Consider the following 23,842-nt stretch of genomic DNA (forward strand, 5'->3'; position numbering starts at 1 on the left):
AAAAAAAATCTCCGACACAACATTGAGTCGAAGGTTCCTCCCATTCTCTTTGGAGCGATTCGGGTGCGTCAGCACCCGACAGCGGCTCTCCGCGCGCGGGATAGGCTTTGATTCGCCCCGTCCTGGGGCTCACCCCTTCGGGGCGTTGCGGAAAGACCGCAACGTCCAAATCCGTTGTCCTGCGGATTTGTCGAGAGTGGGTCAGCTGTGCATTTTTCGAGGGTTCGCCTGACCGCAGCGTACCCCTGTACGTGAGGATCAGGCGGACCCTCGAAAAATGTGCAGATGGCCCGCTATCGGAAACCGCCTATCGCGCTAGTTCTTCTGGCACACAGTAACGAAAGCCTTCGCTATATCCGGATTAGAACCAAAATGAAGGTGTACATACGACCCCAAGGTATTCCAGGTAACAAAACCCTCCGGCGTATCGAGAGGGCCCTTGCGTCCAGCCAGATCGTAAACCGGATGGAGATTTTCAGAGGGGGACTCCTGGATCGAGGAGTAGTGGAACTCGTGGCCGCGCGCGGTGGTCCCGGCCGGGCCGAGACTGGTGGCCTCGCGGACCGTGACCTCGCGGTAGCCCAGGGCGCGGAACTTCTCGCCCATCTCGGCGCGCACCGGGTAGACCCCGGACATGGCGTAGCGGCCCCGGCCGGTGACGATGTCGTTCATGAGCAGCATGAACCCGCCGCACTCGGCGTAGACCGGCCGGCCGGACTCGCAGAACTCCTTGATCTCGCGGCGGATGCGGGTGTTCTGGCCGAGTTCGAAGGCATACAGCTCGGGGTAGCCGCCGCCGAGATACAGGCCGTCCAGGTGCTCGGGCAGGCGCGTGTCGCTCAAGGGGGAAAATTCGATGAGCCGCGCGCCCGCCTCGCGCAGGAGACGGAGGTTCTCCTCGTAGTAGAAGCAGAACGCGTTGTCCCTGGCCAGGCCGATGGTCACCTTGGGGAGCTGGGGCACAGGCTCGAACGGGGCCACGGCCTCCACCTCGGGCACGGAGGCCAGGAGCGCGTCCGGGTCCAGCCCGGTCTCCACCCAGTCGGCCAGCCGCTGATAGCGGGACAGGTCCGGGCCGTCCTGGTCCGGAGTAACCAGGCCGAGATGGCGCGAGGGGGTGCTGATGTCCTCGTCGCGGCCGAGGCAGCCGATGACCGGCACGTCGGGCACCAGGGTCATGGCCTCGCGCAGCAGTTCGGCGTGGCCCGGGCTGCCCACACGGTTGAAGATCACCCCGGCGATGGTCACCTCGGGGTCGAAGTCCGCGTACCCGGTGACCAATGCCGCGGCGGACCGGGCCATGGACCGGGCGTCCACCACAAGGATGACGGGCAGGCCGAGAATCTTGGCCATCTGGGCCGTGGACCCGGCGTCGCCGGTGCCGGAGATGCCGTCGAACAGCCCCATGACCCCTTCGATCACGGCCACGTCGCTGTCCGCAGCATAGCGGTTGAAGATGTCCAGATTGGCGGGCTCGTCGAGCATCCAGCCGTCGAGGTTGTGGCTGGGCACGGGATGCCCGTCGCGCGCGCAGGCCAGGGCGTGGTGGCCGGGGTCGATGAAGTCCGGGCCGCACTTGAAGGGCTGGACCCGGATCCCCCGGCGGGCCAGGGAGGCCATCAGGCCCAGCGAGATGGAGGTCTTGCCGCACCCGCTGTGCGTTCCGGCGATGACGAATGCCCTGACCGTGCCCATGCGCCCTCCCGGCCTAGACCAGGCCCTTCCTGGTCAGGTGTTCCATCATCTTGCGCCCTTCCTCGTGCAGCGGATCCAGGTCCAGGCACTTGGCCACGGCCTCGGCGCAGGCGGCCCAGTCCTGGCGCTCGTACTGGGCGCGGGCCAGGTTGTACCACAGGTTCTCGTCGTCGTTCGACAGTTCCAGGGCGCGGCGGTAGTAGTCCACGGCCTGGCCGAAGAGCTTCTTCTTGCGCAGGGCGATGCCGTACTCGTTGAACAGGTGCTTGTGGTCGTCGGAAAAAGCGGTGTCCAGACCGAGGATGCGGTCAAAGACCTTCCTGGCCTTGTCCTCCTCGTCGCGGGCCAGGAGGCACAGGCCGATGCCGAAGTTGGCGCGCACGTTCTGCTCGTCCAGGTTCAGGGCGTTGGCGTACTCGTACTCGGCCGTGAAATTCTCGCCCCGCTTGCGGAACTTGTCCCCCCGAGCCACGGATTTCTGAACCATGCGCAGGTTGCCGACCACCTCCTTGAAGAGCTGGGGCATGGGCAGGTAATCGGCCAGCAACTCGTCCTTGGTGATCCTCTCCACCGGCCCGAAGGGCACGTGCTTGTTGTTCAGCCCCTGGAGCTCTATGTTGTCGCCCTCCACTTCCCTGGCGTAGTACAGGGCCGTCTGCTTGACCCGACGGGCCGTGGTGCCCGTGCCGATCTTGGCCATGCGTTCGATGGAAAAGACGCCCTCGATCAATCCTTGCTCGCTCATCATTGTCTCGCTGTGGTCCGCTCGTTTCGGTCCGATGCCTCGGAGGTTGCTGGAAAAGTCGACCGCATACTCCGGTTGACGATACACCGGATCGGGCCCGATAGGAAGCGTTCTAGCCTGTCGGCGGCTTTGCAGGCGGGGCCGAGCGCAGAACCAGGTAGCCCGCAACGCCCGCTATCAGGGACGCGCCGAGCACGGCGGTCTTGGCTCCGGCCAGCAGGCCCGGCGCGTGCCCGAAAGCCAGGGTGGCGATGAACAGGGACATGGTGAAACCGATGCCGCCGAGCAGCCCGGCCCCGACGAAATGCCGGAGCGTCACGCCGCGCGGGTAGCCTTCGGAGAAGCGGATGATGAACAGGACCATGAGCACGATGCCCACGGGCTTGCCAAGGACCAGTCCGAGGGCCGTGCCCAAGGCCGCCGGAGCCGCCTGGGCCGGGATGCCGCCGCTCAAGCTCACGCCCGCGTTGGCCAGGGCGAAGACCGGCATGACCACGAAGTCCACCAGGGGATGCAGGCCGTGTTCGAGGCGTTGCAGCGGGGTCTGGGCACGGGTGGTGATGTGCTGCATGGAGAGCAGGGCCGAGTGCATGTCCCGGTTGGTCAAAACCGACTCGTCCGGCCCGGCCGCCTTGCGATAGTCCTCAAGCAGGCGCCCCGCGTTGATCGAGTAGGCCGCGGCGTCGCACCGGGTGCGGGCCGGGATGGCGAAGGCCATGAGCACGCCCGCCACCGTGGAGTGGACCCCGGACTTGAGCACGAAGAACCACAGCAGGCAGCCCGCCAGGGCATAGAAGACCGGGGTGCGCACGCCCATGCGGTTGGCCGCGAAGGCCAAGGCCAGGCAGACCGCGCCCAGGCCGAGCATGGCAAACGAGATGTCCGCGGTATAGAACAGGGCGATGACCAGGATGGAGCCGATGTCGTCGACGATGGCCACGGCGGTCAGGAATATCTTGATCTGGTAGGGTACCCGGTCGCCGAGCAGGGCCAGGATGCCCAGGGCGAAGGCGATGTCCGTGGCCATGGGGATGCCCCAGCCCGCGAGGGACGGCTCGCCCCGGTTGACCAGGGCGAAGAGGGTCGCGGGCACGACCATGCCGCCGATGGCCGCGGCGATGGGCAGCACGGCCTGGCTGCGCGAGGAGAGCTCTCCCACCAGGAATTCGCGCTTGATCTCCAGACCGACCACGAAGAAGAACAGGGCCATGAGCCCGTCGTTGACCCACAGGATGACCGGCTTGGACAGGGCGGCCGCGCCGAAGCCCACAGTGAACTCGGTCCCCCACAGGGCGTCGTAGGAATCGGCCCACGGGGAGTTGGCCCAGGCGAGCGCGGCCAGGGCGCCGACGATGAGCAGGATGCCGCTGGTGGATTTGGATCGGAAGAACTCCTGGAACGGCATGAGCACCTGTTCGATGGGCTCCACCCCGCAGGCCATGAAATCGCGTATCGCCATGGTGTAACTCCGTTTTTTCGTCCGCGCGTCAACCGCGCCGCTGTCCCTCCAGGAGGTGGTCCACCTCGGACACGGTCAGCGGCTTGTAGAAGAAATAGCCCTGCACGAAGCGGCACCCTTCCCGCTCCAGGAAGCCGAGCTGGCCCGAGGTCTCCACGCCCTCGGCCACGATCTTGAGCCCCATGGACTCGCCCAGGGAGAAGACCGTGCGCACGATGGCCTGGCTGTCCGGGTCCTCGTCCACGGCAATGATGAAGGAGCGGTCCACCTTGACCACGTCGATGGGGAACCGTTGCAGGTAGGACAGAGAGGAATAGCCCGTGCCGAAGTCGTCGATGCAGATGCGGATGCCGAGATCCTTGAGCTGCTGGAGGATCTCCTCGGCCACCGAGGGGTTGTCCATGAGCGCGGACTCGGTGATCTCGATGTTCAGGGAGTCGGCGGACAGCCCCGAATCCTCCAGGGCGCGGGAAATCTGCCCGGCCAGCATGGACTGGCCGAAGTGCTTGCCCGAAATGTTGATGTTCACGGTCAGCTCGCTGCCCTTGGTCACCCCGGCCAGGGTCTGCCAGCGCCGCACCTGGGCGCAGGCCTCCTCCAGGACGAGGTTGTCGATGGCGTAGATCAGGCCGGTGTCCTCGGCCAGGGAGATAAAGTCTCCGGGGCCGATGATGCCGTGCTCCGGGTGACGCCAGCGGACCAGGGCCTCGAACCCGCAGACCTGCCGGGTGTCCAACTGGACGATGGGCTGGTAGACCACCTCGAACTCGCGCAGGTCCACGGCGCGCCGCAGGTCGGTCTCCAACTCCATGAGCTGGAGCGCCTGGTCGTGCATCTTGCGGTTGAAGACCTTGAAGCGCGACTTGCCGAGCTCCTTGGCCCGGTACATGGCCGTGTCCGCGTCGCGCAACAGGGCCTCGGGCCGGTCGTAGCCGTCGGTCTTGAGCACAATGCCCAGGGAAGCCGAGGTGAACACCTCGTTGCCGCCGATGGTGAACGGCTGGCGCACGCCCTCAAGGATGCGCCGGGCAATGGCGATGGCGTCCTTGGGCGCCGAAATCTCTTCCTGCAGGATGGCGAACTCGTCGCCGCCGAACCGGGCGATGGTGTCCACGGACCGGCCGCACTGCTCCAGCACGCGGGCCACCCCGCGCAGGAGCTCGTCCCCCGCGTCGTGGCCGAGCGAGTCGTTGACCACCTTGAAGCGGTCCAGGTCCATGTACAGGACCGCGAACATGTGCTTGCGCCGCCGGGAGCGCTCCATGGCCATGCGCAGGTGGTCCAGGAACAGGGCCCGGTTGGGCAGTCCGGTGAGCGGGTCGTGGAAGGCCTGGCGCTTGAGCTGGTCCTCGGCCTTCTTGCGCATGGTGATGTCCTCGATGGACCCCTCGAAGCAAACGATGTTGCCGTTCTCGTCCACGATCTTACGCGCGTTCTCCGCGACCCAGATGATCCGGCCGTCGCGCTTGCGCATCTTGGACACGAAATTCTTGACCTCGTTGCGCTCCTCGATGAGGCGCAGGAACTCCTTGCGCCGGTCCGGGTCCACGTACATCTGGGTGCCGATGTCGTAGACGGAGCTCATCAGGTCCTCGGGCGACTTGTAGCCGAGGATGCGCGCCAGCGCCGGGTTGGTGTCCTGAAACCGGCCCGAGTAGGAGGACTGGTAGATACCCTCCACCGCGTTTTCGAAGATGGTCCGGTACTTCTTCTCGGCCTTGCGCAGGGCGTCGCCGATGACCTTACGCTCGGCGATCTCGATCTTGAGCTGGGTGTTGGTGCGCATCAACTCGCTGGTGCGCTCCTCGACCTTCTGCTTGAGGGCGTCGCGGGCCTCCTGCAGCTCGCGGGTCTTCTTCCGGACCCGGTCCTCCAGGCTGCCGACCAGCTCGGAAATCTGGCCGGTCATGGCCTCCATGGCCTTGGCCAACTGGCCCACCTCGTCGGTGGAGTGGATCTCCGGCACCTTGCCGAAGTCCTTGACCGCCACCCGGCCCGCGTACTCGGTCAACTGGCGGAGCGGCTGGGAGATGTTGACCACGAACAGGAAGACGAGCAGCAGGCTGACCCCGAACAGGATGAGCATGACCACCTGCTGTTCGAGCACGGCCTCGTGGATGTTCCGGTCGATGACCGCGTAGTCCATGCCGATGTGCACGTCCCCGGCCAGGCCGGACAGGATGGGGCTCGACACGTGCAGGTAGCGCTTACCGTCCAGGACCACGTCACGCAGGATGTGTTCCTCGCGGGTCTCCACCTTGGGGGTTTCGGCCACCAGGCGCATGATCCGGTCGGGGATGAACGGCACGAAGGTGTGGGCCAGGACGTTGCCGTTCTCGTCGGCCACGAGCACGTAGGAGACCGCGTTGATGCCCAGGTACTGGTCGATGCGGCCCTGGAGCGCACCCGCGTCCTGGCTCAGGATGGTGGAGATGTCGGACTCGGCCACGGACCGGGCCAGGGCCAGGGCCTTGGACTCGTATTCGCGGGTCATCTCGCGCCGGAGCTTGTTGGAGAAGGTCATTGAGGTGACCACCGCGATCATGCCGAAAATCACGACCATGAACAGCAGCGGCTTGACGAACAGCTTGGGCGCTTTCATCGCCGCCACCTTTCCCAACTGTCGACGGGCCGGAACCGCCCGTCCCGCACGGTGGTCAGGTAGACCGCGTCGAGCCCCTGGTGCCGGTTCGGACCGAAATGCGCGTCCACCCCGATGCCCAGGTCGAAGTCATGGATGGACTCCATGACCTCGGGGATGCGTTCTCTGGACGGGGCGTCGCCCATGCGCCGGACCATCTCGCCCAGGAGCATGCCGTTCAGGAACCCCTCGAAGCTGACGAAGCTGTAGCGGCGCGGGGAATACTCCTCCCCGCCCGAGGGCATGATGCCCCCCTCGTAGTTGCCCATGATCTCGCGGTAGAGACGCACGCCGGGCAGTCCGGTCTCCTCGTAGCTCGGGACCACCTGGGACTGGATCAGGTCGGTGGTGTAGTCCCGGCCCGTGCGCTCGCTCTCGGCCTTGAGCAGGTCGAGCATCTTGTCGCTGTCCGTGAAGGACAGCCCGGCGATGGGCAGGTCGCACCCGGCGTTGCGGGCGTCGCGGATGAAGGCCGCCTGGGAAGCGTAGGTCCCGACCACGATGATGACGTCCGCACCCGCGTCCATGAGGTGCCGGGCCTCGACGGAAAAGTCCTGCCCGAAGGAGGCTCCCCGGTGGTAGGCGGCCTCGGACACGATGTGCAGCCCGTGCACGGCCAGGGCGCGGCGCACGCCGTCCCAGCCGGTGCGCCCGTAGGCGTCGGACTGGTAGAAGACCCCGATGCGTCCGCGGCCCACGGCCAGCAGATGATCCACCAGGACCCTGGTCTCGTCGAAATAGGAAGCCCGCAGGTTGAAGACGTACTTGCCGAAGGGCTCGCCGCGCAGGGGCTGTGCCCCGGTGAAGGGGAAGAGCATGTAGATGTGCCGGTCCGCGAATTTCTGGAGCAGGGGGAGGACGTGGGTGGCCGTGGGCGTGCCCACGTAGGCGGCCAGGGCGAAGACGTTGTCCCGGACGATGAAGTTGACCGTGTTCTGGAAGCTGGGACCGGGGTTGTACCCGTCGTTGGCCGGCTCGACCCGGATGGTCCAGCCGCCCTCTCCCACCCGCTCGTTGTAGTAGTCCAGGTAGGCCATGAGCCCGCGGTAATATTCGATGCCCAGTTCCCCGTTGGCGCCGGTGAAGGCGGCGGACATGCCGAAGACCAGCTCCCGCTCCCCCTGTGCCCTGGCCGGCGCCGGACCGAGCAACAGGGTAAAGAGCAGCGCGAGCAGCACGGCACCGGGCAATATTGTCCTCATTTTATCCACGGTTGAGTCATGCCATCCCTGAAAAAAAAGTGCAACCGCCGGGCGGAGTTCTCCGGCTTGTGCACAATGGTCGCGGGGCGGGCTGGAAGCGGGGAAATCCGGGGGAGCCGCGCCTAGAACACGTCGACGAATTCACAGCGCAGCCCGCCCTGGCCGTCCACGTGGACCAGGGCCAGGGAACCGCTTTCGCCCAGGGAGCCGGGATTGACCAACCGGACGCCGTCGACCACGGACCAATCGCGGGCATGGGTGTGGCCGTAGCAGACCAGGTCGTAGCCCGGTCCGAACGCCCGGGCCACCTGGACCGGCACCTGGGAGCGCGGCCCCCAGCCGTGGGTCACGCCCACGTTGAGCGGCCCGACCTGGGCGGTGAGCATGGGCTCCAGCCGCTCGGCCAGCTCCGGGTCCCAGTCGCAGTTGCCGCGCACGCAAAGGAAATTGTCGTGCCGCAGGAAATAGGCCCAGGCGGCCGCGGAGGTGATGTCTCCGCAGTGAATGAGCGCGTCGGACGGGCCGAGCCAGCGATCGTAGACGGCGTCGAGCCAGGAGGGCGGCGTACCCATATGGGTGTCCGAAATGACGGCGATCTGCATGGGGACGGAAAGGGGTGTGCCTATTCGGCGACCTTCTTGGCGCGGAAGCGGATGTAGGCGTCGCGGACCGCGGCGTACTTGTCCACCGCCCCGTCGGTCAGGGTCTCGTACTCGTTGCCTTCAAGCTGCAGGGAGAGCTCGTTCAGGTTCTTGTAGGCACGGATGCCCAGGAACTCAAGGAAGGTGAACCGGCCGTAGGTCAGTGGATCGCAGTAGGCGTCCGCCACCCAGCCCACGGTGCCCCGGATGGAGCTGGGGCCGATGAACGGCCAGACGAGATATATACCGGGGCCGAACCCGGCCTTGCCCAGGGTCTGGTCGAAACCGTCGGCCGTGGGCCGCTCGGGCTCCCAGTTCTTGGGCATGCCGCCGGTGACGTCGCCCAGGCCGAGCACGCCGAACGAGGTGTTGGCCACGAACTTGGAGGTCTCCATGTAGGCGGCGTCCCACTTGCCGGTCAACAGGTCGTTGAGGAACCGGACCGGGAAGAGCAGGTTGGTGAAAAAGTTGGAAACCCAGGTGCGGGGCCGGGGCGGGACCACCCAGGCATACCCTCGGGCCATGGGCCGGAACACGCCCCGATAGAGGGAGTCGTTGATCTGGAACCAGAACCGGTTCCAGCCGGACAAGGGGTCGCTGACCAGGGGCTGGTCGCTGTACTGGGCGTCGAACTCGTCGAAGTCATCGGCGGCGGCGGGAGCGGTGGAGGGGACGGCGGCCGGCTCGCCGCCGAACTGGGCCACGCGGACCGGTTCGGCCGGGGCTTCGGCAGCGAAACAGACCCCCGACGCCCCCAGCAGGAGCGCGGCGGTCAGCACCATGGTCAGCAGGCGAAAGCCCTCTTTTTCTCCGTTCATCACGATGCCGGTTCTTCCTCTTTGCCCTGGTCGATCTGTTCGATACGATCCTGGATCGTTTTCAGCAAATCCTCGCCGGTCCCCTTGTTCAGGACCTCGGCAAACTGGCTGCGATAATTCATCACCAGGCTCACGCCTTCGGCGACGACATCATAAATCATCCATTTTCCTTGAACGATTTTCAAACGGAATTCAACTACTATTTTTTTGTCTTTGTCAATGATTTCCGTCTGGACCTTTGCGTTGTTGCCGGAAATCTCCTCGTGCGTGTAGCTCACGTTCTGTCCGCCATAAGCGGGGATGCGCTTCAGATAGGAGCGCTCCAGGAGCTTGACAAAGGCGTCCGTGAGCCGTTTGTGCAGGTCCGGGGACATGTCCAGCCAGGGCCGGCCCACGGCGTATTTGGTGACCAGGTCGAAGTCGATGTACTGCTCGGCCACCTCGCGCAGACGGCTGATGGCCTCGTCATGCCGGGACGGGTCCTGCATGGCCGGATCGGACAGCATCTTGACGATCTGGTCCACGCCTTCGCGCACCCGGTCGGTGGGGGACTGCCCGGCCACGGCGGCGAAAGCGCCGACGGCCATGAGGCAGCTCAGAACAAGGGCCAATGTGATTCGTTTACAAAACATAAGATTCCTATCCCTGGTGAGCCGTCGGTCTCTATACAGAGCCGAAGGCGAACTTGCTGATCAGGTCCTCGAGATCGACGGCGGGCAGGGTGTTGAACAGGGTATCGCCCGGCTTGACCGGGTCGCCGACCCCGCCCGGCGCGATCTTCACGTACTTGTCGCCGATCAGGCCGTTGGTCTTGATTGCGGCGATGGCGTCGTCCGTAAGCTGCACTTCCTTGAGCAGCATCATGGTGACCGAGGCCACGCCTTTCTTCTGGTCCAGGCCGATATGGCTGACAAAGCCGATGTCCACACCGAACATCTGCACCGGGGCGTTGACCTTCAGCCCCGAGATATCGGTGAAATTCGCCTTGATCTCGTAATACTTGTCCGAAAAGAGCTGCACGTTGCCCAGCTTGACGCTCATGTAGACAACGGCCAGCAGCCCCATGATCACGAAGATTCCTACAGCGGTCTCTTTCTTTATTTTGAACATCGGTCGTCCTTCCGGATGGTGATTTTTTCGCCCAGGGCCTTGGTGCAGTCGATGCGCAGCATGGCCGGATCGATGGGCGGCATGGTCAGCCTCGGGGCGTCCCGCTCCTCGGCCTTACGGTCCAGGAACCGGCGCAGATACGGGTCCGTGGTCTTCTCCAACTCCTCGATGGTCCCCTGGTACAGGCAGCGGTGCTCGCCCAGGATGACCACGAAATCGGCCAGCCCGCGCATGCTCGCCAGGTCGTGGGTGACCACGACCATGGTCATGTCGAAGTGGCACATCATCTCCAGCAGGAGCTGGTCCAGCTCGGCCGAGAGCACCGGGTCCAGCCCGGAAGTCGGCTCGTCGCAGAAGAGCACCTGCGGGTCCATGACCAGGGCCCGCGCCAATCCGGCCCGCTTGCGCATACCGCCGGACAGCTCGTTGGGAAACAGCTCCAGGGCGTGGCCCAGGCCGACCAGTTCGAGCCGGTCCTGGACGATGCGCATGACCTCCGGCTCCTTGAGCCGGGTGTGCTCGCGCAGGGGCAGGGCCACGTTGTCCTTGAGCCTGAGCGACCCGAGGAGCGCGCCGTCCTGGAAGAGCACGCCCGTGCGCTGGCGCATGCAATGCGCCTGCCTGGCCGTCATCCCGCCCAGGTCGTGGCCGCCCATCAGGATGCGGCCGCCCATGGGCTGGTGCAGCCCCAGAATGTGCCGGAGCACGGTGGACTTGCCGCAACCCGAGCCGCCCACGATCATGGACAACTGGCCGCCGGGAAATTCGATGTTCAGATCCTTGACCACGGGCGTGGCGCCGTACCCCACGGTCAGGTCTTCCAGTCGTATGCTCGGTGCCGTGCTCACGCCTCTCTCCTACCACAACAACGACGTCAGTACGTAATCCGCCGCCAGGATGACGACGCAGGACTTGACCACCGCGCTGGTGGTGGACTGGCTGACGCCCTCGGGACCGGCATGTCCGGACCGAAGGTGGGTGTAATACCCCTCGAAACAGCAGATGGTGCAGACCAGCACACCGAAGACGATGGCCTTGACGAACCCGCCCTCGATGTCGTCCCAATCCAGCGAACCGGACACCCGCGACCAGTACACGCCCGCGTTGGCCCCGAGCAGCTTCACGCCCGTCAGCCAGCCGCCCCACAGGGCGATGAGGTTGAAGAACGCGGTCAACAGGGGGAAGCTGATCAGGCAGGCGGCCATCTTCGGGGCCACCATGTAACGCATGGGATTGACGTCCATGATGGTCAGGGCGTCGATCTGCTCGGAGATGCGCATGACCCCGATCTCGGCGGTCATGGCCGATCCGGCCCGGCCCGTGAGCATGATCGCGGTCAGCACCGGGGCCAGCTCGCGGACCATGGACAAGGCCACGCCCGTACCCAGAAACCCGTCCGCGCCGAACACGGACAGGGCGTAATAGAGCTGCATGCCCATGACCATGCCCGTGAACAGCCCGATCAGGGCGATCACCGACACCGACTGCACACCGATGAAATATATCTGGCGGACGATCTTGGGGAATTGCCCCAGACCCGCGAAGATAAGCCGCAGGGAATCAAGGAGGAAGAGGGTCAGGCTCCCGATTTCGTCTACGATCTCGCGACAGATCCCGCATGGGAACAGAGGCATGGCTGTTCCGCGTGTTTTCTCCGTCATATGATTGGCTCCCCGCCCTTGGACGGCGATCCGCGCCGTCCCGACGAACGCCCCCGCCGTCAACAAACGACGGGCCGCGCATCATCCAATTTGGAATCTTTACCGAATATAGACATAAACGGCAAGACCGTTAAAATAATTTACTATGGGAATCGGCAAGGTGCCCCCGGCCGAAGAAACTCAGTCCTCTTCGGACTTGCCGTTCTTGCGCGCCCACCAGTCCCGGTCGGGGCCGAGAAACCACCACTCCTTGTGGTCGGTCTTCATGACGGTCTCGGCCAGCTCCCGGCCCCACTGCGTACGCACGCGCTTGACCGCGTCCCCCAGCCACTGCCCGGCGTACTTGTTGCCGTGGTCCAGTTCTTCCTTCAGGTTCATGATGAAGTCCAGCTGGTCCGCGTCCTGGGCGAGCTTGGCCTCCAGGGTCTCGGTCTCCTCCAGCTCCTTCCAGTAGCCGAGAATCTCCTCGCCCAGGCCCGTGCCCTCGGTGGCGTGCTCGAGCACCTTCGTGCGCTCGGACTTGTTGTAGATGTGGGCCACGTAGTTGAAGTCCCCGGTGCGCGCCTCATGCAGGTCGTGGAACAGGCACATGTACGTGGTCCGGGCCACGTCCGCCCCGGCCATCAGGGCTAGTACATGGCCGATGACCGCCGTGCGGAACGAATGCTCGGCCACGTTCTCCGAACCGGTGCCCAGGAACTGATACCCGGTCCTCGGCGTCTTGCGCAACATGCCGCACTCGTTCAAAAAGTCCACTATGCGGGTCATCCTGCCGCGCGCTTTCATATCTGCCATGGGTGTGCCTCCGGCGGCCGGGGAAGGGAGAGGGAAACCCTTTGAAAGGGCTTTCCTCTCCTTCTCGGACTCCATCCCTCTCCCTTCCTGAACTTTCTGTGCCGCCTTCGGCGGAGCGGGATGCGGATGGGGGGTCGGTATATTTCTTAAATACTAGTTAACTGCGGTAGTCCGCGTTGATGGAAATGTATTCGCGGGTCAGGTCGCTGGCCAGGAGCATGGAGGAGCCCGGACCGTCGCCCACGTCGATGTGGATGACGATGTCCCGCTCCTTCATGATCGGGTTCAGCAGGTCGTCCATGTTGCCCGGTTCCGGGGTGCCGTTGCGGAAGACCAGCACGCCGCCGATCTTGAGGACCAGGTCCTCGGCCTTGAAGTCCGCGCCCGAGTAGCCCGCCGCGCAGATGATCCGGCCCCAGTTGGGGTCCGAGCCGAACAGCGCGGTCTTGACCAGGGGCGAGTTGCCCACGGCCCGGGCCACCTTCTCGGCGTCCGCGTCGCTCTTCGCGCCCGAGACCTCGATGAAGGCCACCTTGGTGCCGCCCTCGGCGTCCATGACGATCTTGTAGGCCAGCTCCTCCAGCACGGAGAGCAGGTGCTTGCGCAGCAGCACGTAGTCGTCCTCGGACTCGATGGCCACGCCCGACTCGCCGTTGGCCAGGGCCATGACGCAGTCGTTGGTGGACATGTCGCCGTCCACGGTGACCCGGTTGATGGTCAGGTTCACGCAGTCGGCCAGCATGGTCTGCCAGGCCTCGGCCGAGATATCCGCGTCGCAGGCCACGAAGCAGAGCATGGTGGCCATCTTCGGCGAGATCATGCCCGCGCCCTTGCACATGCCGAGCAGGCGGACCTCGCCGCCCTTGAGCTCAAAGGACGCCTCGGCCAGCTTGGGCATCGTGTCCGTGGTCATGATCGCGCGGGCCGTGTCCTCGGGGCCGGCGGTGGCCAGGCTCTCCCTGAGGGCGGGCATGACGTCGGCCCATTTTTGCATGTCGAACTGCGCGCCGATGACCCCGGTGGAGGCGGGCAGCAGCTCGTCGGCCGGGACGTCGAGCGCCCGGGCCGCCAGGTTCAGGGTCTCGCGACAGTTGGCGCGGCCCTGGTCGCCGGTGCAGGCGTTGGCCTGGCCCGAGTTGCCCAGGAAGCCGGACATCTTCCGGCCGTCCGCCAGCATCTCCATGCACTGCAGCACGGGCGCGGCCTTGAACTTGTTGGTCGTGAACACCCCGGCGGCCACGGCCGGAGTCCGGCTGACAATGGCCCCCAGGTCGAGTTTGCCGGCTTTTTTGAACGACGCCGCGGCCGCGGCGAAGCTGTATCCAACGGGTATCTTCATCGGGTTCTCCGGATGCTGTTTTCGAATCGACCACAGCCATAACGCAGAGTCGGCCCGCTGAAAAGAGGGAAGTGGTTGCCTCGCCCCGCGAGCGGGCGTATGCCTGTCGCCATGGACCCGCTCACCCTCGCGCTGATATTCCTCACGTTCTTCTTCGCCGCCTTCCTCAAGGGTACGGCCGGGCTCGGCTTCGCCACCACCTGCCTGGGCATCATGGCCGCCTACCTGGACATGCGCGTGGCCATCCCCCTGGTGATCATCCCGTCCCTGCTGTCCAACACCCTGGTCATGATCGACGCGGGCGGCTTCCTGCCCATCCTGCGCCGTTTCAAATTCATGTTCCTGGCGGCCCTGCCCGGCCTGGCGCTCGGCCTGTGGCTGCTGGGCGGCAGCTCCTCGGCCACGCCCCGCCTGGTCCTGGGCGCGGCCATGATCCTCTATGGCGGCGGGGGGTTGTGGGGCGGCACCCTGCGCCTGACCCAGCGCCCGCTCCTGGACTGCGCCGTGGGCGTGGTCACCGGCACGATCAACGGGCTGACCGGCTCACAGATCATGCCCATCCTGCCCTATCTCATGGCCCTGCCCATCTCCAAGGACGAACTCGTCCAGGCCATCAACACCTCCTTCACCCTGTCCTCGATCATCATGCTCGTGGGCCTGAACAAGCTGGGGCTCGTGTCCGGGGAGCTGGTCGCCGTCTCCGTCGTGGGGCTGGCCCCCGTGTTCCTGGGCATCTACATCGGCAGCAAGGTGCGGCGCAGGCTGCCCGAGGCCGCCTTCCGCAAGATCGTCTTCGCCCTTATCGGCCTCCTCGGCGTCGGGCTGGTCGTGCGCGCCTTCCTGTAGGCCTTGCCTTCCGGCCCGGAACCGGCCTATTCTGGGTGCAAATCGGATATCCAAGGAGTTCCCGCCATGCGCACCACGTCCCTTCGCCTGATCGCGGCCGTCCTGGCCGTGGCCGTCTTCAGCCTGCCCGCCCTGGCCGGGCGCAAGCTCTTCGTGTCGAACGGACAGACCGTGTACGTGCCCATCTACTCCCATGTCTACCAGGGCCCCAAGGGGAAGCCGTACAAACTGTCCGCCCTGCTCTCCATCCGCAACGTGGACCAGAAGCACGCCATCACCGTGACCTCGGTGAAGTACTACGACAACAACGGAAACCTGGTGAAGGACCACTGCACCGACCCCATATCCATCCCGCCCATGGGCACCCGCGAGGTCTACGTGTCCGAGCGCGACCAGTCCGGCGGCTCCGGGGCCAACTTCACGGTCAAGTGGCAGGCCGAAAACGACGCCGCCGTGCCCGTGATCCAGGCGGTCATGATCGGGACCGCCTCCGGACAGGGCATCTCCTTTGTCTGCGACGGCGTGGTCATTGAAGAGAACTGACGGCAAACGGCCCGCATGGGCCGCCCGTCCGCAATCCGCGCGCAATCCGCCTCCCTCCCGCCCGCACGGTTCCGCCCCGACCCCGTGACGGGAGCCGCACAAGCCGGCCCGCAGGCCGCCGCGAGAAAAAGACCGAAAGCATGAAATCCAGCGTATTCACCAGCCTGTTCATCTCCACCGTGGTCGTCATGCTCGGCATCGGGGTCATCGCCCCGATTCTGCCCCTGTACGCCCACGGCATGGGCGCTTCGGGCGTTCAGATCGGCGCCATCTTTTCCGGGTTCGCCCTGTCGCGCCTCTTCCTGGCCCCCCTGGTGGGCCGGTTCGCCGACCAGCACCGAAAAAAACGCATCCTCATGGCGGGGCTCGCGCTGTTCATCGCCATCTCCCTGGCCTATGTCTCGGCCGACTCGCCCACCCTGCTGCTGCTCATCCGCCTGGTCCAGGGCGGCGCGAGCGTGCTGGTCACGCCCGTGGCCCAGTCCTACGTGGGCGACATTACCCCGGTGGGCCAGGAAGGCCGCATCGGCAACCTGTATTTCATGTCCATGTTCATGGGCATGGCCGGGGGCCCCTACCTGGGCGGCTGGCTGTGCGACCACTACGGCATGGCCGCGCCCTTCTATGCCATGAGCGTCCTGTCGTTCCTCGCCCTGCTGCTGATCCTGTTCCTGGTGCCCGACGCCCCGGCCACCGCGCCCCGGTCCGGGAAGTCTCCGTCCGGGTTCAAGGGGCTGCTGCCCATCTTCCGCGACCGCCCCATGTGGGGAGTCATGACCTACTTCGCCACGCGCGGCTTCTACCGCTGGGGCTTCAACTCCTTTTTCCCCATGCTGGCGGTCAAGGTCAGCGGAGCCAGCGTCACCGGGGTCGGGGTCGTCCTGTCGAGCTACATGCTCGCCGGTTCCCTGGTCCAGTATCCCTGCGGCCTGCTCGTGGACCGGTTCCCCCGCCACCGGGTCGCCTTCGTGCTCTGGGGCGGCGTCCTGGCCGCCCTGTCCATGTGCGCCATCGCCTACTGCCGGACCATGGTCATGTTTTTCCTGCTCTCCCTGGCCATGGGGCTGCTCAGCTCGGTGTCCCGCGCCGCCTGCATCGCCATCCAGACCGAGCGGGGCCGCATCCACGGCATGGGCGCGGCCGCCGGGGCGTTCACCTCCTCCATGAGCCTGGGCCAGGTCGCCGGCCCCCTGGCGCTGGGCCTGATCGTGGACTGGTCCGCCATCCCCACGGCCTTCATCGTGGCCGGCCTGATCGGCCTTGCCGGCGCGCTGGCCGCGGCCTATCTGCTGCGGCAGAACGGAGGCGGACAGACGGCCTCATGACCACGTCCGCCGAAACAAAGCGAAAAAAATCCCGCGACCACAGCCTTCGGGCGTGCGGTCGCGGGATTTTCGCTTCCGGCGCGATGCATTGCTGCCGAATTCGGCCCTCTAGGCCTCCAGCTCCTTCATCAGCCACTCCTTGATGGGCGGGGTCAGTTCAAGGATGCCCTTGATGCCCTTGATGTCGTCGAGCAGTTGCCGGGCCAGGTCCTCGGGAATCTTCTTGGAACAGAGCACGGTCGAACCGTAGTTGTTCATGCGCATGAGCACCACCTTGGGCTCGGCCCAGGTGTCGAGGGCGAAATACACCGAATATTCGCCGGACGTGGTCACCGGCGACCGCATGGCGTCGCGGTAGTTGTTGTTGCCCCATTCCAGGTACAGGGTGACGGCATCCTCGTGGATCATGTCCCAGTTCACTTCGTTCAGCCACTGCTTGCAGGCGTTGGTGTCGTCGCTCATATTCCCTCCAAAAGGTATTTATTCCATTTTTTTGATAATAGGTCTCATCTGGAATTCTGTCCACCCCCGCGGTCACGGGTCGATGCCGTTCTCCCGGTTCAGCCGGACCACCCAGGCCAGGACCGCGAACCCGGCCAGGAGCATCAGCGCCGCCAGCTCCCGGTCCCACAGGGCCCAGACCGCGAGCCCGGCCGCCAGCACCGTGAACGCCAGCCGCGACCACTTCACCCGGTTCCACGGCGCGGCCGACCAGTTCTTCTCCCACTCCACGCCGCCGCGCACGAACCGGAACCACCGGTTGTCCGGCGGCGTGTCCAGCCTCAGCTCGAAAAAACCCACCCCCAGCAGGATCAGCGAGGCGGCCAGCATCAGGTAGCCGTGCGAAAACAAGGCCAGGCCGAACAGGACCAGGGCCGCGCAATGCAGGCTCCAGTTCCACGGCTGCCGGTGCCTGGACACCGCGAGCGCGAACAATGACGACGGCGTGACGACCATGCTCCCTCCCCCCGGACCATACAAACGACCCCGCCGTCATTGCAACCCATTACGGGTTTTTGTAGAACCATGGCACGGAGGAACAACATGGATACCTATCTCATCTCGCGGGCCGTGGCCGAAGTGGGCGAATGCCTGCGCGTCGAAAACCGCTTCCTGGCCACCGCCGAGTCCTGCACCGGCGGCCTGCTCGCCAGCACCCTGACCGACACCCCCGGCAGCTCCGAATGGTTCGCCGGGGCCGTGGTCGCCTACTCCAATGCGGTCAAAAACAAACTCCTCGGCGTGCCCGCCGAAACCCTGGAAGCACACGGCGCGGTCTCCGAACCGGTCGTCCTGGCCATGGCCCAAGGCGTGCTCAAGACCATCGGCGCGGACGTGTCCGTGGCCATCTCCGGCATCGCCGGTCCCTCGGGCGGCACCCCGGAAAAGCCGGTCGGCACCGTCTGGATCGCCTGGGCTTGGCCCGGCGGCTCCCGCGCCAAGCTGTACAACTTCCAGGGCACCCGCGACCAGGTCAAAAGCCAGACCGTCATGGCCGCCATCAACGGACTGCTCGGCGTGACCAAGTAGCGCTGGTGGGGGATGGCTTGGGGGGAGGCCTCCAGCGGCCCCTTCGGGGAGACCAGGGCGCTGCCCTGGACCCGGCAGGGAGCAAGACCCCCTGCACCCCCATGTTCGCTTCGCTCAGGTTCGTGCGGCAAGGAAGGCTGGCAAGGGACGCCTTCCGCCGTGCCGGTTGGCGATTTCGGGCGGAAAAAACGGATGAAACGGCGTGCCTCTTCTCGTGAAGGAGCACGCCGTTTTTCCCGCTCGAAATCGCGGGTTGTTTTTAGAGAAGGCGGAAAGCGGAAAGAACCACTTTTTTAGCAGCCGCAAGAAAACGCCGCCAAACCGATTGAATACGTTCAGCCCGACCTCGCCTGCGGCGTTGGCAACCGTCCCGAAGGGATCGCGCCGGGCGGCCCTCCGAGGCCCGTGGCCGTCCGGCGCGATCCCTTCGGGACACCGCCTGGCCGTGCACACTCCGTCCCCACGCGGAACAGACCGCTCCGCGCGAACGCACGCCTCTGCCGAAGGCACACAAAAGGTTTGGGAGATTCTTAAGAACCTTTTTCCCAAAAGGTTCTTAAGCCGCCGGAGGCATGTCTTTCACGCCCGCCCGGCGAGGGCCTGCCGGAGGCTTCTCCTACTCCATGCCTTCGTCGACCAGCAAATCCCGGCTGGAGGCGGCGCCTCGGGCGAGGTCGTCGACGCGTTCGTTGAGCAGGTGTCCGGCGTGTCCCTTGACCCAATGGAAGGTGACGTCGTGTTCTTCGATGAGGGGCATGAGGCGTCGCCAGAGGTCCTGGTTCTTGACCGGTTTCTTGGCCGCGGTTTTCCAGCCGTTGCGCTGCCAGTTCTTGAGCCAGCGCTGGGTGATGGCCTGCTGGACGTATTTGGAGTCGGTCCAGAGGTCCACGGTGCAGGGGCGGGTGAGGGAGGACAGGCCGACGATGACGGCGAGCAGTTCCATGCGGTTGTTGGTGGTCCGCTTGTAGCCCTGGGCGAGTTCCTTGTAGTTGTCGGCGTGTTCGCCCTTGTATTCGCCGTGAATGAGGACCGCGCCGTAGCCGCCGGGGCCGGGGTTGCCCAGGCAGGAACCGTCCGTATACATGGTCACGCGATCACTCACTCTTGTTCTCCTTGTTCAATGAATCGAGTTTCTTGAGGATTTCCACCAAGACCTCCTGGATGGCCAGGGGCCAGTCGCCCTCCTTGAAGGACGGGAGCAGGAACGTGGTCTTGAGGGACTGGATGAATTCCGGGCCGAACGCGGTGCGCAGGAGCGGCGGGAAGCGCAGCTCCGCCGCGTCGATGGCCGGAGCCAGACCGATGTACAGGGTCTTGTCGTCCAGTTCGGGGACCACGAAGTCGCCGCCGTAGACCTGGATCTTGCAGTTGAGCCCCCACTTGTCGCGCAGGGTCTGGGTGAAGGAGACGATCATCTTCTTCTGGTCCCTGGTCAGGGAGCCGGTCTCGTCGTACACGGCGCTCTGCTGGTTGAGGACCTCGACCACGTGCTCGTTGTTCTTCATGAACGCCCAGATGACGGCGGCGAAGACCAGGATGAGCGCCAGGGAGCGGATGACCTTTTCCCGGGGCGAGGAACCGTACACTCGGGGGATGTTGATGCGGCGCATTTCTGCTCTCTATCGTGCGGGGGGATTTCAGGCAAGGGCCAAGCGTACACGCGGGTTCGGGCCGATGGCTGCAGCGCGGCACTCGAACCCGGATCGGCGCCCTAGCCTTCGCCGCGCAGGGCCTGGATGGGGTCCAGGGATGCGGCCTGCCGGGCGGGCTTGAGGCCGAAGACCAGGCCCACGGCCTGAGACCCGACCAGGGCCATGAAGAACGCCTTCCAGGAGAACTGGATGGTCAGGATGTCCAGGCGCGAAAGAAACTGGCCGAGCCCCAGGCCGAGGAACAGGCCGAGCACCCCGCCGAGCATGGTCAGAGCGCAGGCCTCGACCAGGAATTGCAGCATGATGGCGGAATTGCGCGCGCCCATGGCCTTTTTCAAACCGATCTCCTCGGCCCGCTCCGAGACCGAGATGGAGAAGAGGTTGGCCAGGACGAACCCGCCCACGAGCACGGCGATGCCCGCGGTCACGCCCAGGAAGACGGTCAGGCCGCCCTTGAAGAACGCCAGGAACTTGAGGATCTCGTCGGCGGTGACGATGGAGAAGTCGTCGTCCTCCTCGGGCGCGAGGTGGTGCAGGTGCCGGAGCAGGGAGCGCAGGTTCTCGGTGTGCGCGGGCATGTAGTCCGGCTCCACGAACTTGACGCGCAGGGCGCGGAAGTACTTGCGGTCCATGTTGTAGCGCTGGACCAGGGTGGACAGGGGGATGATGATGCGGTTGTCCACGTCGCCGCCCCCGCCCGAAGTCACGCCGCGGTAGGAGAGCTTGCCGACCACCTGGAACGGAATACCCGAGATGTACAGGACCCGACCCACGGGCGACTCGCCGCCGAACAGTTCGCGGGACGGCGTTTCGCCCAGCAGGGCGACCTTGGCCCCGACGCGCTCGTCCTCGGCCGACAGGTCGCGGCCCTCGCTCAGCGGCCAGTTCCAGGCCTTGGAATAGCCCTGGGTCGTGCCGACGATGACCACGTCTTGGTAGGTGCGGTTGCCCGCCCGGACCGTCTGCCCGTACTTGGCCCGCATGGGCAGCACCTGGTACGCGCCGGGCAGAGAATCCCGGATGCGCGCGGCGTCCTCGCGGCTGAGCGTCAGGGTGCGCATGCCCACGGCCCGTTTCCGGAAGTTGCCGCCGAAGACCAGGGCCGCGTCCGGGCCGAACATGTCGACCATGTCCACGGCCATGCGGTTGGCCCCGTCCACGGCCGTGACGATCAGGGTCAGCGAGGCGATGCCGAAGGCCACGCCCAAGACCACGAAGATGGAACGCAGCTTGAAGGCCCAGACAGCCTCCAAGCCCATGCCCGCCACTCTCGCCAAGGTCCGTATCATCGCGTTTCGCCTCCGGCGGCCCCCCATCCCCTCTCACCCTCCTCAACTTTTCAGCGCCGCTTCGCGGGGAGGGTGAGCCGGGTTCCGTCTGTTTCTCGTTACAATTCTAATAACTTATCAAAATTCCTGCCTGGGAATCCGTGTTCCCCATCTCCGCCCTTCGCTTCCGCACGCCCCTGCCGTAGGCACCCAAAAAGTTTTGGAGATTCTCAAGAACCTTTTCCAAAAGGTTCTTGAGCCGCCGGAGGCGCCCGCCCGGCGAGGGCCCGCCGGAGGCATTCTTTCCTTTTCTACACCTTCACTTCCTCGGCGATGCGCCCGTCGTGCAGGCGGATGATGCGGTCGGCCTCGCGGGCCACGTCCTCGTCGTGGGTGACCAGGACGATGGTCTGCCCGGCCCCGTGCACGTCGTGGAAGAGCTTCATGATCTCGCCGGAGGTGGTGGAGTCGAGCTGCCCGGTGGGCTCGTCGGCCAGGAGGATCTGCGGGTCGTTGAGCAGGGCGCGGGCCATGGCCACGCGCTGCTGCTGCCCGCCCGACAGGCGCGAGGGCTTGAAGTGCATGCGGTCGGCCAGCCCGACGCGCTCCAGGAGATTCTCCGCGCGGGCGGTCAGCTCGGAGCGCGGCTTGCCGGAGTAGAGGCCGGGCAGGATGACGTTCTCGAACGCGGTGGCGTAGGAGATCAGGTAGAAGGACTGGAACACGAAGCCCAGCGCCCGGTTGCGCAGGTCGGACTGCTGGTCGTCGTCGAGGTTGGAGGCGTCGCGGCCGAGCAGGCGGTAGACGCCGGCGGTCGGCCGGTCGAGCAGGCCGATGATGTGCAGCAGGGTGGACTTGCCCGAGCCGGACGTGCCCTGCAGGGCGATGAATTCGCCGGGGGCCACGTCCAGGGTGATGCCCTTGAGGACCTCGATGCCGGGCCCGGGCTCGTCGCCCTTGCCCTGGAGGAAGGTCTTGGTGATTTCTTGAAGGGAGATGGCCGGCTGGGTCATCACAGCCCCTTCTTGCCGACCTTGGCGCCGGGCAGGACGAGCTGGGTGGCGACCACGTCGCCCTCGGACAGCCCCTTGAGGACCTCGGAGCGCTCCAAGCCGGTCAGGCCGAGTTCGGGGGTGACCTCCTCGGGCTGCTTTTCGGGGTCGGTCACGCGGAAGCAGACCTGGCGGTCCTTGACCCACTTGAGCGCGTTGTTGGGCACGGTCAGCACGTCGTCCTTGGTCTGGACGACGATCTTACACTGGGTGGTCATCTCGGGCCGCAGGAAGTCGGCCTGCTCGCGGGTGACCTTGACCAGGGTGCGGTAGTAGACGATGTTGTCGCGGATCTCGGGCTCGGGGTAGATGCGGTCCACCGTGCCCTTGAAGACCTTGTCGCGGTAGGCGTCCACGGTATAGCGCACGGGCAGGCCGGGCTTGACGCGGCCCACGTCGGTCTCGTCCACGTAAATCCACATCTCGAGCTTTTCGGGGTTGAGCACGGTGATCAGGTTGGACACGGACAGGCCGGAGACGATGGTCTCGCCCTCCTGGGCGGCTACCTGGCTGACCACGCCGTCGATGGGCGAGTAGATGCTGGTGTAGGAGAGCTGGACCTTGAGGGTGTCGAGGAAGGCCTTGGCCGCGGCCACGCTGTAGCGGGCCATCTCCGTGTCCTGGGTGGCCACGTCCAGGGAATCCTGGGCCTCAAGCCGCTTCTGGACCAGGGTCCGCTTGCGGGGCAGGTTCTTTTCCATGTATTCGAGCTTGGCTTGGGCCAGGTCGAGGTTGGCCTTGGCCTCGGCGATGCGCGCCTTGAGCTCGCGGGCGTCTATCTTGGCGATGAGGTCGCCCTTTTTGACGTGGTCCCCGACCTTGACGGGCACGGATTCGAGTACGCCGGTGGCCTGGGCCCCGATCTTGACCTGGGCGCCCACCTGGGCCTTGACGATGCCGGTGGCCTCCAGAACCTTGGACACGCTGCCGCGCGTGACCTTGGCGGTCTTGAGGACCTTGATCCTGTCCCCGGACTGGCCCGCGGTGAAGTACCAGACGCCGCCCCCGGTCAGGAGCACGGCGATGAGGATGAATATGAGCTTTTTCATGTCTGCTTGTCTTTTTCCTGTTGGATTTCCCGGCGCAGCACGGCGGAGAAATCGGCGGGTTTGAACGGCTTGCGGCCCGTCAGCACGTCGCGGAACGTCACGTCCCTACAGGCGGGGCCGCAGCCGTCCGGGAGTCGGCCGCCCTGACAATATAGCGACTCGGGCGGATAATTTCTACATAAAGCGGGCCGGGTGTCGCGGCTGGTGCCCAGATTGCCGCCGTCGGGGCAGGCGCGGTCGAAGAACGGGAAGCCGGCGGCGTTGCGCCCGGCCATGCGGAACCGGCCGTGTTCCGGGGCCTCGGCCGCGAACCTTCCGGACCGGAAGACGCGGCACGGGACGAGGGAGCGGAAGTGGCGGAAAAGCCCGATCGGGGGATGGCCCCGCTCACGCCCCGCGGCTCCTGATTATGCCCGATACGGTCGCGCTCATGGTTTTTCCTCCGGCTTTTCTTGACCTGTCCCGGCAATA

Annotated in this window: 25 protein-coding genes; 4 read left to right on the forward strand and 21 right to left on the reverse strand. The window is 65.4% G+C overall.

The genetic code is table 11. The features are described from left to right. Positions 1 to 315: 315 nt before the first annotated feature. The 13 genes from V8V93_RS00515 to argJ all read right to left on the reverse strand — a co-directional run bounded on the left by V8V93_RS00515 (position 316) and on the right by argJ (position 14,106). Positions 316 to 1,695, reverse strand: coding sequence for a cobyrinate a,c-diamide synthase (locus V8V93_RS00515; protein WP_338668394.1), 1,380 nt, complete (start codon positions 1,693 to 1,695; stop codon positions 316 to 318). A 13-nt stretch (positions 1,696 to 1,708) separates the two neighbouring features. Continuing rightward, entirely contained in the window at positions 1,709 to 2,443 is a 735-nt protein-coding gene (locus tag V8V93_RS00520; RefSeq protein ID WP_338668395.1) for a tetratricopeptide repeat protein, read from the reverse strand. Positions 2,444 to 2,552: 109 nt separating this feature from the next. Next, positions 2,553 to 3,899, reverse strand: coding sequence for a Na+/H+ antiporter NhaA (nhaA, locus tag V8V93_RS00525; protein ID WP_338668396.1), 1,347 nt, complete (start codon positions 3,897 to 3,899; stop codon positions 2,553 to 2,555). Positions 3,900 to 3,927: 28 nt separating this feature from the next. Continuing rightward, entirely contained in the window at positions 3,928 to 6,501 is a 2,574-nt protein-coding gene (locus tag V8V93_RS00530; protein WP_338668397.1) for an EAL domain-containing protein, read from the reverse strand. Continuing rightward, positions 6,498 to 7,742, reverse strand: coding sequence for an ABC transporter substrate-binding protein (locus V8V93_RS00535; RefSeq protein ID WP_338668398.1), 1,245 nt, complete (start codon positions 7,740 to 7,742; stop codon positions 6,498 to 6,500). Before V8V93_RS00535 ends, V8V93_RS00530 begins: the two co-directional genes overlap by 4 nt. 122 nt (positions 7,743 to 7,864) lie before the next feature. Next, complete coding sequence (locus V8V93_RS00540) at positions 7,865 to 8,314, reverse strand: metallophosphoesterase family protein (RefSeq protein WP_338668399.1); 450 nt, start codon at positions 8,312 to 8,314, stop codon at positions 7,865 to 7,867. A gap of 50 nt (positions 8,315 to 8,364) precedes the next feature. Further along, on the reverse strand, positions 8,365 to 9,201 hold the full coding sequence (locus V8V93_RS00545) for an MlaA family lipoprotein (protein WP_338668400.1): 837 nt from the start codon (positions 9,199 to 9,201) through the stop codon (positions 8,365 to 8,367). Continuing rightward, complete coding sequence (locus V8V93_RS00550) at positions 9,201 to 9,788, reverse strand: ABC transporter substrate-binding protein (RefSeq protein WP_338668401.1); 588 nt, start codon at positions 9,786 to 9,788, stop codon at positions 9,201 to 9,203. The genes V8V93_RS00545 and V8V93_RS00550 overlap by 1 nt, the downstream gene beginning before the upstream one ends. A gap of 76 nt (positions 9,789 to 9,864) precedes the next feature. After that, positions 9,865 to 10,311, reverse strand: a complete 447-nt coding sequence (gene mlaD / locus V8V93_RS00555; protein WP_338668402.1) for an outer membrane lipid asymmetry maintenance protein MlaD — start codon at positions 10,309 to 10,311, stop codon at positions 9,865 to 9,867. Next, positions 10,299 to 11,159 (reverse strand): ABC transporter ATP-binding protein, encoded by an 861-nt coding sequence (locus V8V93_RS00560; RefSeq protein ID WP_338668403.1) that lies wholly within the window; start codon positions 11,157 to 11,159, stop codon positions 10,299 to 10,301. Before V8V93_RS00560 ends, mlaD begins: the two co-directional genes overlap by 13 nt. Positions 11,160 to 11,168: 9 nt before the next feature. Next, positions 11,169 to 11,945: an MlaE family ABC transporter permease gene (locus tag V8V93_RS00565; RefSeq protein WP_422394384.1), complete on the reverse strand. Its 777-nt coding sequence runs from the start codon at positions 11,943 to 11,945 to the stop codon at positions 11,169 to 11,171. A 207-nt stretch (positions 11,946 to 12,152) separates the two neighbouring features. Next, the gene (locus V8V93_RS00570) at positions 12,153 to 12,767 is read right to left on the reverse strand and encodes an HD domain-containing protein (RefSeq protein ID WP_338668405.1); all 615 of its coding nucleotides are present in this window, start codon (positions 12,765 to 12,767) and stop codon (positions 12,153 to 12,155) included. A 157-nt stretch (positions 12,768 to 12,924) separates the two neighbouring features. Beyond that, complete coding sequence (argJ, locus tag V8V93_RS00575; RefSeq protein WP_338668406.1) at positions 12,925 to 14,106, reverse strand: bifunctional glutamate N-acetyltransferase/amino-acid acetyltransferase ArgJ; 1,182 nt, start codon at positions 14,104 to 14,106, stop codon at positions 12,925 to 12,927. 99 nt (positions 14,107 to 14,205) lie between these two features. Here argJ and V8V93_RS00580 point away from each other — a divergent pair, with 99 nt between their 5' ends. The 3 genes from V8V93_RS00580 to V8V93_RS00590 all read left to right on the forward strand — a co-directional run bounded on the left by V8V93_RS00580 (position 14,206) and on the right by V8V93_RS00590 (position 16,820). Beyond that, on the forward strand, positions 14,206 to 14,952 hold the full coding sequence (locus tag V8V93_RS00580) for a sulfite exporter TauE/SafE family protein (RefSeq protein WP_338668408.1): 747 nt from the start codon (positions 14,206 to 14,208) through the stop codon (positions 14,950 to 14,952). Between the two features lie 66 nt (positions 14,953 to 15,018). Beyond that, positions 15,019 to 15,495: a DUF3124 domain-containing protein gene (locus V8V93_RS00585; protein ID WP_338668410.1), complete on the forward strand. Its 477-nt coding sequence runs from the start codon at positions 15,019 to 15,021 to the stop codon at positions 15,493 to 15,495. 140 nt (positions 15,496 to 15,635) lie between these two features. Then, on the forward strand, positions 15,636 to 16,820 hold the full coding sequence (locus tag V8V93_RS00590; protein WP_338668412.1) for an MFS transporter: 1,185 nt from the start codon (positions 15,636 to 15,638) through the stop codon (positions 16,818 to 16,820). 108 nt (positions 16,821 to 16,928) lie between these two features. Here the strand turns inward: V8V93_RS00590 and V8V93_RS00595 are convergent, their stop codons facing one another. Further along, entirely contained in the window at positions 16,929 to 17,282 is a 354-nt protein-coding gene (locus tag V8V93_RS00595) for a DVU0772 family protein (protein ID WP_338668414.1), read from the reverse strand. Between the two features lie 72 nt (positions 17,283 to 17,354). Next, the gene (locus V8V93_RS00600) at positions 17,355 to 17,777 is read right to left on the reverse strand and encodes a hypothetical protein (RefSeq protein WP_338668416.1); all 423 of its coding nucleotides are present in this window, start codon (positions 17,775 to 17,777) and stop codon (positions 17,355 to 17,357) included. A gap of 87 nt (positions 17,778 to 17,864) precedes the next feature. Here V8V93_RS00600 and V8V93_RS00605 point away from each other — a divergent pair, with 87 nt between their 5' ends. Continuing rightward, positions 17,865 to 18,350 (forward strand): CinA family protein, encoded by a 486-nt coding sequence (locus V8V93_RS00605; protein WP_338668418.1) that lies wholly within the window; start codon positions 17,865 to 17,867, stop codon positions 18,348 to 18,350. A 616-nt stretch (positions 18,351 to 18,966) separates the two neighbouring features. On the opposite strand, the gene rnhA is transcribed toward V8V93_RS00605, so the two are convergent. The 6 genes from rnhA to V8V93_RS00635 form a co-directional block, all read right to left on the reverse strand. Further along, a complete protein-coding gene (rnhA, locus tag V8V93_RS00610; RefSeq protein WP_422394431.1) occupies positions 18,967 to 19,434 on the reverse strand; it encodes a ribonuclease HI in 468 nt (155 codons plus the stop codon). Between the two features lie 10 nt (positions 19,435 to 19,444). Continuing rightward, the gene (locus V8V93_RS00615; protein ID WP_338668421.1) at positions 19,445 to 19,960 is read right to left on the reverse strand and encodes a hypothetical protein; all 516 of its coding nucleotides are present in this window, start codon (positions 19,958 to 19,960) and stop codon (positions 19,445 to 19,447) included. A gap of 101 nt (positions 19,961 to 20,061) precedes the next feature. After that, positions 20,062 to 21,291, reverse strand: a complete 1,230-nt coding sequence (locus V8V93_RS00620) for an ABC transporter permease (protein WP_338668423.1) — start codon at positions 21,289 to 21,291, stop codon at positions 20,062 to 20,064. A 290-nt stretch (positions 21,292 to 21,581) separates the two neighbouring features. Further along, positions 21,582 to 22,283: an ABC transporter ATP-binding protein gene (locus tag V8V93_RS00625; protein ID WP_338668425.1), complete on the reverse strand. Its 702-nt coding sequence runs from the start codon at positions 22,281 to 22,283 to the stop codon at positions 21,582 to 21,584. Then, positions 22,283 to 23,371, reverse strand: a complete 1,089-nt coding sequence (locus V8V93_RS00630; protein WP_338668426.1) for an efflux RND transporter periplasmic adaptor subunit — start codon at positions 23,369 to 23,371, stop codon at positions 22,283 to 22,285. The genes V8V93_RS00625 and V8V93_RS00630 overlap by 1 nt, the downstream gene beginning before the upstream one ends. Further along, positions 23,368 to 23,646, reverse strand: coding sequence for a hypothetical protein (locus tag V8V93_RS00635; RefSeq protein ID WP_338668427.1), 279 nt, complete (start codon positions 23,644 to 23,646; stop codon positions 23,368 to 23,370). Before V8V93_RS00635 ends, V8V93_RS00630 begins: the two co-directional genes overlap by 4 nt. Between the last annotated feature and the right edge of the window lie 196 nt (positions 23,647 to 23,842).

Origin of the sequence: Pseudodesulfovibrio sp. 5S69, from assembly GCF_037094465.1 — a bacterium.
In the GTDB taxonomy this organism is placed as follows: Bacteria; Desulfobacterota; Desulfovibrionia; order Desulfovibrionales; family Desulfovibrionaceae; genus Pseudodesulfovibrio; species Pseudodesulfovibrio methanolicus.